We start from the raw sequence: 14,995 nt of genomic DNA, 5'->3' as shown, positions 1-14,995 counted from the left end.
CGCGCGTGCGGGACCCCACCCGATCCGGTCAGCGCCGGGTCCGGAACTCGATCGTGGTGATGGCCAAGTCACTGCCCGACTGTCCCTGCCACGCCTCGATGATCTGAACCTCGACCGATGTCACACCCGTCGCAGTGACGTTGAAGGTCTGGAACGTGTGCTCATCCGCGATCCGCAAGTCCGCGGTCGTCCCGTTGCTGAAGACCAGATGGAGCAGCCGGGGTCGAGGCTGCGCGATGAACTCCTCTGGGTTCGCCGCCCCGGGCGTGACCCCAACGACCGCGATGTCGACCGGTTCGGGGAACGTGATCAGTAGCCGCTGGCCCTCTCCGTTGCCGGGAGCGGCCTCGGCCCACCAGCGGTTGGAGGTGTTGTTGATCGCATCGTCAGGTGGGTGATCGGGCAGCGACGAGGACGCCTCCGCCCCGACCGGCAGCACCGGCTCGAACTGCGGGGCGATCATCGCCCGGACGGACCGGAACACGTCAGAGCCCCACCCCATCACCGAGCCGCGCAGGCCGGGGTTGAACGAGATGCCGACCGCCCCGAGGGCGAACGCGACCAGCATCAGCAACCGCGTGACCTTCCCGACCCCGCCCATGACGAACCGGCGGATCCCGCGAGCGCCCTTCATGGCCGCCCGTCCCTTGGCCTTCGCCCCGCGGTGGCCCGGCCGCTCCCCGGCGGCGTACCGCTTCGGTAGCAGCCGTCGCCACCACGGTGGGCGGGCGACCTCCGCCTCGGCGAGACTGTTGCCGCACCGCCGGCAGAAGTTGCGGGCGGGACCGTTGCTCTCCCCGCAGACCCCGCAGATGAGATCGCCGGGTCGCGGCTTGCGGGTCGGCGGACCGTAACTGCCCCGAGCGGTCGGCCGGGCCCTGCTCCGGCCGGGCTTGACCGGCTTGGGCGCCGGCTTGTCGGGTGCGGGCGCCGTGGGTTGCGGCGCGCCGTCAACCGGCTCGGTCGCGGTCCATGACGTCGCCGTCTCCGGTACCGGTCGCGCCTTCGCCGTCGGGAAGGGATCGGCGGGGGCCGGCGCCGGACGGCGGAGCGCGACGGGCTTGGGACGGGCCACCATGGCGGCCGCCCGCCGGGCCCGCTCGGCGGCTTCGGCCTCCTCCTGGGCCTTGGCTTCGGCAGTGCGCCGCGCCTCCTCGGCCTCGGCGGCTGCCCCCGCCGCAGCCTCGGCGGCCTCGGCCTCGGCCCGGGCTCGCTCCTCCGCCTCCTTCCGGGCTGCCTCGGCTGCCTCCAACTCGCGCCGGAGCTGCTCTTGCTTCTCCTCCCGGGCGGCGCGGGCGGCCTGCAGCTCCCGCTGGGCCTGCTCCATCGCCTCGGCCTCCTTGCGGGCCTGCTCGTCGGCGGCCCGCCGGGCGCGTTCCGCTTCGTCGGCCCGCTGGCGGGCCCGTTCGGTGGCCTCCGCCTGCTCACGGGCGAGCGCCTCGGCCTCCTGGCGCCTCCGCTGGGCCTGCCGCGCCTCCTCGTCCGCGCGCGCGGCCGTCTCCGCCTGGAGCGCGGCGGCCGCGTCCTCGCCGGTCCCCTCCTCGCCGGCCGGCGTCGCGTCGGCGTCGATCCTCCTCGCAGCTGCCAGGGTGGTGGACGCCCGCTCGTCGCGCTGGTCCTTGCCCGTCAGCTTCTCAACGACGCGTTCCACGACGCCCTTGGCTGCCGCGTCCTCGGCGGCCGGCTCGGCCTCCGGCTCCGGTTCGGAGGCCTCCTCGACGGTCCGGCCGGTCCACTGGAGGAACTCCCGGCAGTGCCCGCAGAAGCGCGCCCCGTCCTCGTTGTGGAACCCGCAGTTCGAGCAGACGATCACGACGCCACGACCTCCACCTCGTAGGTCACGTGCGCTGGTGTGGATGCGGCGACCAGGTGCTCCAGCCGGCGGTCGTCCACCTCGTCGGGAGACGCCACCCGGACGCGGACCTTCAGGGTCGGGGGAGTGGAGACGGGCGGGGCGGACCCCGGCGCGACCGACCAGGTGACCCCGCCCGAGTCGGTCACCTCGATATGGTCCTCTCCGATCCCAAGGAAGCGCTGGATCAGCTCCACCAGGCCCCGTCGGGTGCCCCGCCACTGGAGGAGCTCGACGGTCGTCGCGACCAGCCGACGCTGCTGGGCCAACGTCCAGTTCTCGTCCAGCTCGAGCCCGACCCAACCGGCCAGCCAGGGCAGGAAGTCCGGCGGGCACAGTGATGGATCGAGGTAGGCGTCGAGGTTTTCCAGGGTGCTCATCACTGGTGCCAGCGCGTCGTCGAAGGCCGACAGGAATCGCTCCGTGAACCCCTCCCCCTGGTATACGGCCGGCAGGGCCGTCGCCAGCGGATGCGGGTTGATCAGCCCTTCGACGGTGCCGCGCATGTCGGTGCTCCTCGTCGGTTCGCCGGGTCCTATCCGGACTCGACCCGGACGCGGTGCTCGTAGGAGAAGAGCAACGCGTTGCTGTCCAGCTCCAGCCGCTCGGTTGGGTCGCCGCGCTCGCCGGTGATCGGGTCGGCCGCGAACAGCAGAGCCTCCTCGACGAACTCCGTGCCGTCGAGGCCCTGGAGCACCGCGTACACCTCGCCGACGTGGAGGGAGCGACCGAACGGCCAGCCGTCCCCGTCCGGGCCCCCGACGGTCGGGTGGAAGTAGCCGTACAGGGCGGCCACCGCGGCGTCGTGCAGTCGCTGCGGGTTCGCCGTCCGCTTCGCGCGCACCGTCGCCACGATCGTGACCCCCAGGTACAGCGGCGGCTCCACCACCACCCGCGCTCCGATGGTGAGGCGTTCGTCGAGGTGCTCCGCGACGCGCGCGAGGGTCTCCTCGGCGGGGATGAACTCCTCGAAACGGAGCTGAGCGTCCCCGGTCGTGACCGCCGGCACCACCAGCACCCGCGCGACCCCCGGCTCGCCGCCGTCGCCGGCAGGCTCGCACCGCACCCGGGCGAGCTCCGGAGCGGCTCCCTTCGCCAGGTGCTCGTAGTCCTCGGCGGTGACCGCCCGGTTGCGGGTGCGCAGGGAGATCGGGCCGCGCTCGCGAGCGTTGTCAACCGACTCGACGTCCACGCCCCCCGAGGCGCTGCGCCGGTTGACGACGCGGTCAACCAGCGGGATGGCGGTCATCATCTGGGTCACCGTGCGCGCCGCCACGTTCCCGTGGGTTCCCCCGCCCGTCAGGTACCGGGGGATCCGGATGGGGGAGCCCTTCGGTGGGACCGCCCCGTACTGGTGGACGGAGCCGTCGGCCATCCGCACGCTGGGGCCGAATCGGATCTCGCCGGACACGTGATCCAGGACGAACACGTTGTCGGAGTCCTGTTGTTCCGCGAAGTCGTCGACCTGGGTCCAGCGCTCCCAGCCCGGTCCGGCCGCCACCTCCACTTCCAGGCGTTCCTCGCCTGCAAGGACCGGGGCCTTCGCCAAGGTGAAGCGCTGCCCGGGGACCCCCTCGGACATCCCGACGATCTCGTCCGTGACCTCGGTGGCGTTCACGGCGGTCGTCGTCCCGCCGACCGTGTGGGCGGTCACCGACACGATCTCCGGCGACGCCGTGTAGAAGGGTTGCTCTTCCTCGGGGGCCAGCACGCGGCAACGGAGCCAACCCGCAGGCTGGCGGTCGATCACCGATACCGCGTGGTCGGCGGGAAGGTGCAGCACGACGGCGCCCCACTGGTTGAGACCCCCGGTGGTGTCCGAGTCGAGGTCGCACTCGATCCAGCTCTTGCCATCCCAGGCTTCCCACACGAGGGGAGGAAACTCAGGGTCGACGCCGACGCCCTCGACCCGACAGTCCAGGTCGAGCCGTACGGCGCACGATGGCAGGGCGTCGGACAACCCGAGCAGCACCACGTCACCGACCTTGGGGATCGCGTGGAAGGCATCGAAGGGGCCGGCCCCCTTGAGGATCTCGGACTCGTCGTATGTGCCGTCCCCCGCCCGCTCGACCTTGACGCTGACCACCTGGCACGGAGGCATGACCAGGTCAGCGACGGTGCGGAAGATCACGGGGTCGTCGACCGACGCAACCGCGGTGGACACCTGGGTCCCGGCCGGGACGCCAACGCGTTGCTCGATCGCGCCGGAGAGCCAGAAGGTGACGCCGACGTGTGCCGGTGTCGCCGGGTACAGGCGCACACCGAGCAGCTCCAGGAACTTCACATAGTTGCGGTCGGGGACGCGGTTCAGTCGGTACAGGAGCAGGTCGGTCATCCACGCGAACAGCTCGATCAGGGTCACGCCTGGGTCGGACACGTTGTGGTCGGTCCATCCCGGGCAGCGCTGTTGGACCATGCGCTTGGCGTCGTCGACGAGTTCCTGGAACCGCCGGTCGTCGAGGTTGGGAGCAGGTAGCGGCATCGCTCACTCCTCGTGGTCGGGGATGGTGTAGAAGGGGAACACGAGATTGCGCTCGTCGTTGCTCTCCTTCACGCGGTAGCTCAACCGGATGTACAGCAGGCCTTCGGTCTCGTCGTCGGCGAACACCTCGACGCGCTCGACGTCGATGCGCGGCTCCCAGCGTTCCATGGCGCGCTCGACCGCGTGGATGATGCTTCCGATGGTGGTGTCGTTGATGGGCGCGAACACGTAGTCGTGGATGCGGCACCCGAACTCCGGGCGCATCGGCCGCTCCCCCGGCGCCGTGCCGACGATGAGACGGATCGCCTCCTCCAGTTCGGTGCGGTCCTCGACGAGTGCCAGCGCGCCGGTCGTGCTGGTACGCAGGGGGAACGCGAGACCGCGTCCCACGAACGGTGGGCTGTACGCCACCTCAGCCTCCGATCTGGACGGTGAGGGCTCCCGGGGGGCCGATCGCCGTCTTCACGGGCGCACCCGATGCCGGGTTGGTGCCGGTGACGGTGTCGCCGACGCGCACCGCCGGACGTCCCCCGATGAACACGGTGGCGCTGCCCTTCTCGATCGCCCCGACACACGCCGGCCCCGACACCAGATCTCCAGCGCAGGCCGCAGGCTGGTTGAGCACGATCACGCGTGCGGGCGGAACCCCGGGCAACGGGATGATCGTGTCACCGGTCGCGGTGACGTCACCGATGCGAGCAGCAGGAGGCATGCCTGACTTTTCCTAGTTGATCTTCACGGTGGCGCCCTTGAGTTCCGCGATCCCGACCGACTCGAGACCGAGCGCCGCCCCGCTCTTGACCTTGACCGGTCCGGTGCCCTCGACGTCCACGGTCGAGCCCTTGAGCTTGAGCTGACCGGTGGCTTGCAGCTCCAGGTTGGCCGTCGCCTCGATCTTGAGGTTGGCCGCGGACTTGACCGTGACCGTCTGTTGCGTGCCGTCGATCACGATCTCGTTCTGACCCGACCTCAGGGTGATGGTGTTGGCGGGGGGCGCGTCCTTGATCTCGATCAGTTGTCCCCCGATCGACTTGATCAGGATCGACTTCTCCAGCGGCGTGTCGGTCTCGGTGAAGGTCAGCTCGTGGCCTGCGGACGTCTTGAACGTCCGGATCTTGGTCTCGCCGTTCATCACGGCAGTCACCTGGGGGGCGGGCAGCTCGGTGGGAGGGCCGTAGATGCCTCCGAGGACGTACGGGCGTCGGACGTCTCCGTGCTCGAAGACCACCAACACCTGGTCGTGCACCTCGGGGATGCACTGGAAGCCCTTCCCGTCGCCTGCGCCCAGCGAGACAACAGGAGCCCAGTGACCTTCTACCGAGTCACCGAGCCAGGGCAACTCGACCTTGACGCGCCCACGTTGGAGTGGGTCGTTGGTGTTGGAGACGACGCCGACCACCGCGCTGCCGAGGTTCGCACCGCCACCCCCGTGCCCGTTGGCTCGGGTGGCCGCCCCCGGCTGTGTCAGCCCGAACAGGCTGCGGTCGTGGACCCCGCTGACGGTGAAGCAGGTGACACCTCCCTCGTGATTGCGATCGAACACGTGGCGCACCATCGTGAGCACGTAGCTACCGTCGAAGCTCTGCCCGACCCCGCTCACGCTGATCTTGCCCCCGGGAACCATCGCGGGGTTTCCGATGCAGCTTCCCTCCGCTTCGATCGACGCGCTGGCGGCGTGGGCTCGCATCGCGGTGGCGTTGGCGATGGCTTCCGGCGGCAGGTCCACCGGGATGTCCACGCTTGCGTCCTCGCTGGAGCCAAGACGCGCGGCGATCGTCAGCGCTTGCAGCGTCGGGTCGGGCAGGACGTTCTCGCCCGTCGGTGGCGCAGCCAGCCCCATGACCTGCTGCTTGAGCATCGTGTTCCAGGAGTACGCCTTCGTCATCGTGGCCTGCTCGGCCGACGTGGCGCGGACCCGGAACGACAGGAGGTTGCCGGCCAGCGTCAGTCGCTGCGGGACACCCGCGGTCGCATCGGCCCCGGCGCGCCGGAACAGGAGCTGCCCGAGCGCAGACATACCGAGCTCGAACCCGATCTCCCGTGCCCGCTCCATCAGGAACTCCCAGTCCGTCTGGTTGCGCTGGCACAGGTACTCGTGTGGTCCACCCGCGGGCTCGGCGATCACGGTGAGCCCGTGCTCCTGACCGATCGAGGTCGCGATGAGGTTGTCGGACTGCATCACAAAGGTGCGCGACTTGCGTGCGCGGTGCATGCGGTGACTCTTGTCGTAGCCGCGCAACAGGAAACGACGGCCCCCCTCGGGCGTGAACGTGGCCTCAACGGCCACCACCTCGCCGTCGAAGAGCGCGCCCAACGGTGTCTGCGTCGGGTCCATCTGTGAGGGCCCGGCCTCGACCTTGAGGGGAGCACCAGGCCGCATCATCGGATTGTCCGCCACGGGAGGCATGACGATCAGGCCGTCCCGGATGAGGAACTCCACCTCGCACATCGCCGGCAGGTTGCGCTGCCGTTCGACGACGACGCGCGCGATCGATCGGGCCAGTTGCGGCGGTGTCAGCGGCGCACCGTTGACCTTGACCTCCGGGATCGCGGTGTTCGCGTCTAGGTTGACCATCTGGGACGCCCCTTAGGAGAGGTCGCTGATCGTCGAGGCGTCGGGTAGCGCCACCGTCGTGCCCGTCGGTAGACGCATCGGGTCGTCGATGCCGTTGAACGCGGCCAGGCCGCGCCAGTAGCGCGGGTGGCGGTAGTGGCGGTACGCGATCGAATGGAGCGTGTCGCCCGCCCGACTCACGTACGTGCGCTCGCCCCCCTTGCCACCTGAGGTGGGGTTCTGCGTCTCGGTGGGCGACAGCGCCTCCTCGAGGGTCAGCGTCACCTTGGCTCGCAAGGGCGCGCCGCTCTTGGCGAACATCGTGTACTCGATCGTGTAGCTGGTGATATAGCACTTGAAGTACCGCTTCTCGCCCCATTGGAACCGGAGATGGACCGCGCTGACCTGATGTGACAGCGGGTTGATGTGGGCACGCGGCTGGCACCAATCCTCGATGGCGCGGAGCTCCCAGTCGAGGTTCCCGTACGGCAGCTCGAACATGTCGACGATCAGTTCGAGGCCCTCGATCTTGCGCGGCTTGGGGTTGCTGAACGTGGCCGGGGGACGGTCGTTTTGCTCGGTTGTCTTGAACTTCTTCCACTCGCCGCCGCCGCTGATCCGCAGCGACTTCGGGTTGTACCGGCAGATGAGGACGGGGACCGGCGGGGGTAGCGGGAACTCGATGAGGAACTCCGGGTCCGGGAAGAAGAAGGCCTTCGCGGTCGTCTGTGTGGCGGCCGTCGCCCCGGCCGCCCCTGCGCTCGAACCCGAGGTCGGGATGGATACCACCGTCATCTCTCACCTCCTATGGGCATCTCAGAGCGACCCGGTCATGAGGTCGAAGCCGTGGTGCTCGAACACGAACTCCTCGATCGCGACCTTCTCGTCACCCGCATTGAAGGACGGGCCCTTCCACGACCTCGGGATCACGTCGATGAAGCTCCAGCCCATCACGGGGGCGAGCTCCGAGTCGTAGACCGTGATCGCCGCGGTCGACCGGACGGCCGAGCCGATGATGACGCTGGCCATGTACTTGCGCAGCTTGAAGGAGTCCTCGTTGATGGGTCGCTTCAATGTGATGGGTTTGAACGTCATCCGTCCGGGAAGCTTGTGGACGAAGAAGTTTTGGCCCCCCTCGACCACGTCCTCCATCTCGTACTCGACCTCGGGCCCGCTGCATTCGGTCCACAGTCCGATGTCGACCCAGTCGAGGGTCACGTGGAACAGATGGGTCAGTGCGTCTCCCATCGGTTGTCCCCTCTCCTACAACGGATCGCTGAGCAGGCCGACGCGTTCGCGCTGCACGCGCAGCTCCCAGCGCAGCTCGTCGCGGACCCGGGGGTACAGCTCGTGGAAGATCCGGTCAAGAGCCACCTCGTTGTTCTCCTCCCCGTCGGGCTCCCCCGTGGGGGACATCGGCGGGGCCGCAGCTGCAGCGGGTTCCGGATCGCGCTGCAGGATTTGGGGTGGCACCGAGGCCGGCGCAGGGACGGCACGTGAGACCGCAAGCGGAGGCGTTGGGGTCGGTGCCTCGCTGTCCCGCATGACCGGAGTGGCCAGCGACAGGGTCGGTGGTGAGCCACCACCACCGGCGCTGTCGTGTCGTGGCGAGACCGGCCCCTCCGTCGTCCCCGACGATCGCGACGCGAGCAGGCGCTCGACTAGCGGGTGGCCGTCGAACGAGGCGGACAGACGGCTTCGACCCTCCTGAGGGAGATCGCTGCCGCCGGAGTTCTCGGACGGCCGGTAAGGCGTCGCGGCGGGTGTTGGTGCATGGGGCGCGGGACGCGCGGACGTGTCCGTCGCGCGTAACAGCGGTTCCCCGACGGGCGTCGCGACGTTGGGCGACGCTGGTGGCCTCGCCGTCGCCGCTGGCACGACCCACCTGACCGGGGCGGGTGGGCCTGCGGCTCGGGAGGGCTCGGGCAGCCCCGGGGCGTGCCCCTCGCCCACGGGTGGCACGCGCCCGTCGATGAGCGGCGCTCGCAGCCCGGCGAGCGGGAGGACGGTTCGGACGTCCCTGCGCGGTGGTGGTGCCACCACCGTGGCGTCGAGCCGACGAGCCACCACCGGCGGTCCGTGTGTCGCGGCGGGTGGCGCAGATCGATCACTGGGCGACGCAGCGGGTCCCGTGGTTCTCGCCTGCGGCCACCGGTCACCCCGCGCGAGCGCCGCATCGTGGGGTGCGGCCGGTGACGCGCCGGTCACCGTCTCGTGGCCGCTCGGATCGGCAATCTCCGGTTCCCACGGGCTGCGAAGCGTCCGCGCCGTCGGTGGGAGAGACGCCAACGGTGACCCGACGCCCGGCGGGGCCAGTGGGCGGGAGGCAGCCGGTCGGACGGGTCGAGCAGTCGCCGGGTCGGGCTGCCCTGCCGTGCGACGCTGGATGGGTCGTGACCGCCGATCGGCCAAGTGGCCGTCGTTCCTCTGGCCCACCGTCGGACGTGGCTGTGTCGCGCTCTCCGCTCCGGCGGAACGCTGGACCACAGGCGGATCAGTAGGCGGTGTCGGTCCCAGGTCCTCACAGCGCGCTCCACCCGCTGTGGGCGCACTGGTGGCTGGTGCTGAGTCCGGCGCCGGATCGGTCGGCGGGGTCGGCGCAGGGGCAGGAGTCGTGCCGCTCCTGGGTCCGGCGACACGAGGTTCCGCGGATCGGTGCACGGCCAGCGAGCGGAGTGGCAGGTCTGCCGGGCGACGGGCTGGTGCGCTGGGAGACGTCGGTGGGTTCGCCGCTTCCCTGGGTCGCAGTACCCGTGCGGGGTGAGCGGCCAGCGTGCGGGGCGGGCTGCTTGGCCGTACTGGCCCGACCGGCGCCTCCGGCGTGTCCGCTCCCGCCGGCGTGGTGGCGTGCGCGACGGTGTCAACCGGGAAGGGCGTGCTCGTTGGTCTGGGGTCCGGTTCGTCCGTGCCGACAGCGGCCGGGCGTGGATCCGTCGGCTGCTCGGCGATCCGGGCGATGGTCGCCGGCGTGGCGAGGAGGGTCGCGGAGCCGACCACCGGCGATGGCGTCTTGGGGACGGGCGGTCCTGGTGGGGGCAGGAGGTCGGGGGTGTGGGCAGCGGCAGCACGGGCGGGGTCGGCCTGGCGGGAGGGCGCGGGCGTCGGCGGTGACGGGGCGGGCCAGGGCAGTCGCCACCGCCGCCCGGCGTTCGGTCGATCGAGGCGGCCCCGCTGCACCAGGGGTCGATCCGACGACGGCCCGGTGCGTGGCGTGGTGGCAGCGGCCCGGGCGATCCCGATGGCGATCCCGCGAGGTGCCTGCACGGTGACGTCATGTCCGAGGGGCGCGAGGTAGCGCATCTCCTGATGCCGGGCCACCAGGTCCGCACTGAACCGGGAGACGCCCGATGCCAAAGGCATGGCCCGGCGCAGGGGAGGGTCGAACGGTGGGAGTAACGCCCACCCACGCCGGGGCGGTGGCGTCGTCGCATCACGTCGGAGGGCGCCCGTCTCGCCGCTGGAGGTCCCGTGCGACCCGGAGAGCCCACGGAACAGCCTGGACCACATGCCGCTCACTCCTCGCCGGACAGCTTCCGGTTGATCTCAGCGATCTGGCTCACGAACCGCCTCCGCACGGGATGTTCCAGATCGAGGATCTCCTGAAGTGACCAGTGGTTGTGGTAGGCGACGTACGCGACCTCCTCGAAGAGCTCATCGGTCGCGTACGTCAGGATCGCCCCTCCACATCACCTGCCACGTCCACCACGAACTCGTGCTCGCACGACGGGCAGGTGACAGTCGCGTGCGTGTGTCCCTCCTGGTTGATCCGCTTGTACAGGTCCTGCAGGAACGCCAGGTCAGTCGCGAACAGCCCCTCGATGACGGCCGGGTTGATCGGGTCAACGGTCCCCAGCCGCGTGATGACCCGGGACAGCAGGATGACCGTGAGGTACGCCTCGGTCTGCCGGACCCGCGGGTCCCTCAGTGGCAGAATCTCGTCACGGGCCGTGGCCAGCCGCATGACGCCGGCGCGGTGGAGCTGGCCTGAGTCGTCGACGTACCCGCGCGGCAGGACGAACGGGAACTCGGTTCGCAATGGCTCCGGTGTCCCGCCAGCTTCGAGTGCGGCGGCCGCCGCTTCGACCGCACTCGGTGCTCGTGCGCGTCCCATGACCATCCAGGTGCCTCCTCGTTCCTCATGCGGCCCGCATCCCGCTAGTCCCTCCAGATGCGGCTGATCTTGATCGTGAGCGATTCGACGATCAGCTCGTTCGTCCCTGCCCCGGACTGGGAGATCTCCCACTTCGACGGCCACGCGCCCTCGAAGTTCCAGCGATCACCCGTGAAGGACGGCGAGTCCTTGTCGGAGGGCAACTGGACGATCGTGCCGTTGCGCAGCGCTTTCTGGTAGTGCCCGTCCACGACGGACTGGAGCCAGTCGTAGAACTCCGTCGCGTCGGCGACCTTCCCCGCCTTCAGCGTGATGTCCCCGTACTTCACGTTGCCCGGGTAGGACAGGAGTTCGACCCGGCCCTCCCCGGTCGCGACCTTCTGCTCGACGGCGGGAACCTCGATGGAGATGCTCGACACCTCCTTGAAGTGCGCGAGCTGGAGCCCATCGATGTCGATGCTGTACCGGTTGCTGAGGACGGTCGCCATCGCGGTCGGCTCACCCCTTCTCGATCTTCTCGACGGTGATGGTCACCGACTCCACCGCGACCTCGTTGGCGTTGGCCTTGTGGCTGGGCGCCTCCCACTTGGACGGCCACCCGTTGGTGAAGTTCCAGCGATTGACCTCGCCGTACTGGGTGTCGTACTGAACGATCGAGCCGTTGCGGCGGGCCGAGTCGAGCTGGCCCTTGACCACCTCGTCGAGCCACTTGTACAGCTGGTCGTCGTCGGTCATCCCTCGCTTTAGGGTGATGTCGCCGTACTTGATCGGGCCCGGTTCCTTCTTGATGGCTTCCTGGCCACCGGGCAGCGTGGCCCGGTGCTCGATCACCTGCCGTTCGATCGAGATGCCCGACACCTCCTGGAACTGCGCCAGCGTGATGCCGTCGATTTCCACCTGGTAGACATGCGAGGTCAGGGCGTCGAAATCACCGAAGATCTGTGGCATGGCTCACGTCCTCCTGGTCACTCTTCGACCGCGCCACCGGCCGAGAACTGGGACAGCTTGAACACGACGAACTCCGCGGGCTTCACCGGGGAAACCCCGATGAGGCACACCACCTGGCCGGCGTCGATGACGTCGGGCGGATTGGTCTCCGAGTCGCACTTCACGAAGAAGGCCTCGTCCGGGGTCGCCCCGAACAGGGCGCCGTCGCGCCAGCTGCGGGTGAGGAAGGATCCGATCGTCCGCCGGATCCGACCCCACAGGTCCATGTCGTTGGGCTCGAACACGACCCACTGGGTGCCGCTGAGGATCGACTTCTCCAGGTAGTTGAACAGCCGGCGGACGTTGACGTAGCGCCATGACGGGTCGCTGGACAGCGTCCGCGCACCCCACACCCGGATGCCTCGACCGGGGAACGCGCGGATGCAGTTGATCCCCTCGGGGTTGAGTTGGTCGTGCTCGACCTTGGTGATGTTGAGCTCCAGGTCGATGGCCCCGCGGATCACCTCGTTGGCGGGGGCCTTGTGCACGCCCCGCGTGTCGTCGTTGCGGCCCCAGATCCCGGCCATGTACCCGCTGGGGGGCACGAACTGGTTGGTCCCGCTGGCCGGGTCGAACACCTTGATCCACGGCCAGTAGAGCGTGGCCAACTTGCTGTCGTATCCGGCACCGTCCAGGCGCCACTCCTTGATCTGCTGGGCGTTGAGTCCCGGCGGCGGATCCAGAATCGCCATCCGATCGCCCATCAGCTCGCAGTGGGCGATGATGCCGAGCTGGACGGTCTTGACGCCCTCCAGGTCGAGGGTCCCCTGCTGGTAGGCGGCCATGACGTCGGGGACGCAAACCATGGTGACGTCGTCGATCGCTTCGAGCGCCCCGAAGCCGGTGCGGTCAGCAGCGTCACCGACGTAGTCGTCGGGCTCCAGCCGCGGTGCTGGGGCGGCCTGCGACCCCCCGGACAGCTGGACGGTGCCGGCCTTGGGCTTGAGCTCGGTGAGCGTGCCCTTGCCGACCTCCTCGATGCGGATCAGCTTGGATTGCTCGTTCACCACCGTTGCGACGTACGTCTTGGCGCGGACATCGGTGGTGACGTTCTCGAAGGTCTCCACCGGGCGGCCGCCCTTCTTCACGATCAGCGAGAAGGCGGTCCCGGCCTTGCCTTCCGTGCCGGCGCCTTCTTCCGCGACGTCCTTGACCTCCACGGCGAGATCGTCGCCCGTCCCGGTCTCGAGGGCGTTGATGCGGTAGGCCTCGAGGCCCGCCTTCGTGCCGGACGTGAGGGCCGCACGGGCGGTCGGCTTGCTGCCCTCGCCGTTGGTGCCGATGCGCACCACGTAGCAGGCACCACCGCCGTTCTGGAAGTAGCCGTACACGGAGTGCGCTAGGTACGAACCTTCTATGAACCCGCCGAACTCCTTGGTGAACTGGGTCCAGTTCGTGACCAGCGTTGGCTTGTTGACCGGCCCCTTCTCCGCCAGACCGACGAACGCCGCGACCGCGGTCCCGACACCCTCGATCGGCTTGGAGCCCGATTCGACCTCCTCGACGTAGACGCCGGGGGACAGGTACTGCGGCATCACCAGCCTCCTCGCGCGCGATGCTCTAGGTGCCGGAAGCGTCCTCCTGGCCACGGAGGCGGACAACGGGCGGGGGGGTCACCGTGCGGGAACGGCGCCGTGCCCGTTGGGGCACCGTCGCCCGCGACCGTGGACGTGCCGGATCGCCTCGTCGTAGGGTCGATTCCGGTCGGCCCGTTGCCTGCCGTCCACCGCCTGCACCGGAGGTGACCCGTGGGTCCGGAGCGCCGTCGTGCGCGGGACCGCACCGTCGGCTATGAGCGGACGTCGGACCGTCCGCCTGGACCACGGCCGGTCGAGGAGGCGACGCTGCACCAGCAGGTGGGCAACGTCGCATTCGGACAGCTTCTCCGCCTGCAGCGCGATGATCAGCCTGGCGGCGGCGGACCGGTATCGCTGCGGATGCGTCCTCCTCCGAGCCTCCTGCCGGGTCCCGGGCTCCTGCTTCCTCGCCCCGTCCCCGACGACGTGCGGGCCGGCATCGAGGCGTGGCTGGACCGGCGCCGGATCGGGATCTCGATGCAGGTCGATGCCGGGACCATCTCCCTGCCCGAGCTCGTTGCCCAGATCCGCGAGGAGGTCACGGGCGCCGCTCGGGTCGAGGTCTTCCAGATCGAGGACCTGGTGCGCCGCCGGCTAGGGGCCTACACGCCCCCGCCGCAGCGGGGTCGGCAGACGCCGGCCGGCCAGGCGTCGGAGCTGGCTGCCCGACTGAGGAACATCCTGGGCATGCAGGTCCGGGTGGGATCCGATGCGGCCAACCTGGTGGTGTCCATCTCGGGGGCGGTGGCGACGGCGCGGGCAGGAGGCGTTGAAGCCCGTGCGGAGGCCGGCCCCGGTGGGGTGTCGGGGACACTGGGCACGGGACGGGTCACGGCCACGGCCAGCCCGGACTCGTTCGGTCTGCGGGCGACGATCCCTTTGGCGGGCGCGGAGGGCGTGTTCGCCGCCCGGCTCGCACGCGACGGGGACACGTGGTCGCGGTGGTCGGTCAGCCTGAGCTTCCCGGTGGTCGGTCGCCGGCCGATCGACGCGCGGCCGGCTGCCGAGGCGATCGCGTCGAGCGTCACCGCCGCCGAGGGCGCCATCCGCGACATCGCGGCACACCTGCACGGGGGCGGAAGCCCGACCGACAGCTACGTGCGTGAGCGGGCCGGGCGGATCAGCCCGGCGATCAGCCGAGTGAGCAGCGCCGTCCAGCGGCGCGATGGACCCAACGTCACCGTGCGGCTCGGGGCGGAAGGTGGGCCGAGCCAGGTCGCCGGCGAGCGGGTGCAGGCCGCGACGGCCGGGGTGTCGCTAGTCATCGAGTTCTGATCTGATCAGATCAGAAAACTCCGGGTCTCGCTAGTGTGCCGTCCGCTAAATACGGTAAATAATGGCTGGGCGGGTGTAGATTCCCTGTGACGGGCTGATGGTGGCGACCAGGAGCTGGCATGGGGCGTGCGGGGCGACCGACGGTGGCGATCGAGCT

At 69.8% G+C, this 14,995-nt stretch carries 14 protein-coding genes; 1 reads left to right on the top strand and 13 read right to left on the bottom strand.

The features are described from left to right. Positions 1–28 precede the first annotated feature (28 nt). The 13 genes from KY462_14665 to KY462_14605 form a co-directional block, all read right to left on the bottom strand. Positions 29–1,813, bottom strand: a complete 1,785-nt coding sequence (locus KY462_14665) for a hypothetical protein (protein MBW3578952.1) — start codon at positions 1,811–1,813, stop codon at positions 29–31. Continuing rightward, positions 1,810–2,358 (bottom strand): phage tail protein, encoded by a 549-nt coding sequence (locus tag KY462_14660; GenBank protein MBW3578951.1) that lies wholly within the window; start codon positions 2,356–2,358, stop codon positions 1,810–1,812. Before KY462_14660 ends, KY462_14665 begins: the two co-directional genes overlap by 4 nt. Positions 2,359–2,387: 29 nt before the next feature. After that, positions 2,388–4,334, bottom strand: a complete 1,947-nt coding sequence (locus tag KY462_14655; protein ID MBW3578950.1) for a putative baseplate assembly protein — start codon at positions 4,332–4,334, stop codon at positions 2,388–2,390. A 3-nt stretch (positions 4,335–4,337) separates the two neighbouring features. Continuing rightward, entirely contained in the window at positions 4,338–4,745 is a 408-nt protein-coding gene (locus KY462_14650; protein MBW3578949.1) for a GPW/gp25 family protein, read from the bottom strand. Position 4,746: 1 nt separating this feature from the next. After that, positions 4,747–5,046, bottom strand: a complete 300-nt coding sequence (locus KY462_14645; protein MBW3578948.1) for a PAAR domain-containing protein — start codon at positions 5,044–5,046, stop codon at positions 4,747–4,749. A gap of 12 nt (positions 5,047–5,058) precedes the next feature. After that, positions 5,059–6,909, bottom strand: coding sequence for a VgrG-related protein (locus KY462_14640; protein ID MBW3578947.1), 1,851 nt, complete (start codon positions 6,907–6,909; stop codon positions 5,059–5,061). A gap of 12 nt (positions 6,910–6,921) precedes the next feature. Further along, complete coding sequence (locus tag KY462_14635; protein ID MBW3578946.1) at positions 6,922–7,683, bottom strand: hypothetical protein; 762 nt, start codon at positions 7,681–7,683, stop codon at positions 6,922–6,924. A 21-nt stretch (positions 7,684–7,704) separates the two neighbouring features. Next, positions 7,705–8,136: a phage tail protein gene (locus tag KY462_14630; GenBank protein MBW3578945.1), complete on the bottom strand. Its 432-nt coding sequence runs from the start codon at positions 8,134–8,136 to the stop codon at positions 7,705–7,707. A gap of 15 nt (positions 8,137–8,151) precedes the next feature. After that, complete coding sequence (locus tag KY462_14625) at positions 8,152–8,304, bottom strand: hypothetical protein (protein MBW3578944.1); 153 nt, start codon at positions 8,302–8,304, stop codon at positions 8,152–8,154. Positions 8,305–10,555: 2,251 nt separating this feature from the next. Beyond that, positions 10,556–10,999 carry a hypothetical protein gene (locus KY462_14620; protein ID MBW3578943.1) on the bottom strand — a complete coding sequence of 148 codons (444 nt, stop codon included), beginning with the start codon at positions 10,997–10,999 and terminating at the stop codon, positions 10,556–10,558. Positions 11,000–11,043: 44 nt separating this feature from the next. Beyond that, positions 11,044–11,487: a phage tail protein gene (locus tag KY462_14615; protein ID MBW3578942.1), complete on the bottom strand. Its 444-nt coding sequence runs from the start codon at positions 11,485–11,487 to the stop codon at positions 11,044–11,046. A gap of 10 nt (positions 11,488–11,497) precedes the next feature. Continuing rightward, a complete protein-coding gene (locus tag KY462_14610; protein MBW3578941.1) occupies positions 11,498–11,947 on the bottom strand; it encodes a phage tail protein in 450 nt (149 codons plus the stop codon). Between the two features lie 17 nt (positions 11,948–11,964). After that, a complete protein-coding gene (locus KY462_14605) occupies positions 11,965–13,521 on the bottom strand; it encodes a phage tail sheath subtilisin-like domain-containing protein (protein MBW3578940.1) in 1,557 nt (518 codons plus the stop codon). Between the two features lie 213 nt (positions 13,522–13,734). On the opposite strand from KY462_14605, the gene KY462_14600 reads away from it, so the two are divergent. Beyond that, the gene (locus tag KY462_14600; protein ID MBW3578939.1) at positions 13,735–14,838 is read left to right on the top strand and encodes a hypothetical protein; all 1,104 of its coding nucleotides are present in this window, start codon (positions 13,735–13,737) and stop codon (positions 14,836–14,838) included. Positions 14,839–14,995 lie beyond the last annotated feature (157 nt).

It is taken from the genome of Actinomycetota bacterium (genome assembly GCA_019347675.1).
In the GTDB taxonomy this organism is placed as follows: Bacteria; Actinomycetota; Nitriliruptoria; order Nitriliruptorales; family JAHWKO01; genus JAHWKW01.
This window is presented reverse-complemented; position numbering and strand designations above follow the sequence as displayed.

Coding starts and splice junctions, on each gene's coding strand:
- KY462_14660 (MBW3578951.1), bottom strand. CDS start 2,358: ATGCGCGGCACCGTCGAAGGGCTGATCAACCCGCATCCGCTGGCGACG.
- KY462_14655 (MBW3578950.1), bottom strand. CDS start 4,334: ATGCCGCTACCTGCTCCCAACCTCGACGACCGGCGGTTCCAGGAACTC.
- KY462_14645 (MBW3578948.1), bottom strand. CDS start 5,046: ATGCCTCCTGCTGCTCGCATCGGTGACGTCACCGCGACCGGTGACACG.
- KY462_14640 (MBW3578947.1), bottom strand. CDS start 6,909: ATGGTCAACCTAGACGCGAACACCGCGATCCCGGAGGTCAAGGTCAAC.
- KY462_14635 (MBW3578946.1), bottom strand. CDS start 7,683: ATGACGGTGGTATCCATCCCGACCTCGGGTTCGAGCGCAGGGGCGGCC.
- KY462_14630 (MBW3578945.1), bottom strand. CDS start 8,136: ATGGGAGACGCACTGACCCATCTGTTCCACGTGACCCTCGACTGGGTC.
- KY462_14625 (MBW3578944.1), bottom strand. CDS start 8,304: ATGTCCCCCACGGGGGAGCCCGACGGGGAGGAGAACAACGAGGTGGCT.
- KY462_14620 (MBW3578943.1), bottom strand. CDS start 10,999: ATGGGACGCGCACGAGCACCGAGTGCGGTCGAAGCGGCGGCCGCCGCA.
- KY462_14615 (MBW3578942.1), bottom strand. CDS start 11,487: ATGGCGACCGTCCTCAGCAACCGGTACAGCATCGACATCGATGGGCTC.
- KY462_14610 (MBW3578941.1), bottom strand. CDS start 11,947: ATGCCACAGATCTTCGGTGATTTCGACGCCCTGACCTCGCATGTCTAC.
- KY462_14605 (MBW3578940.1), bottom strand. CDS start 13,521: ATGCCGCAGTACCTGTCCCCCGGCGTCTACGTCGAGGAGGTCGAATCG.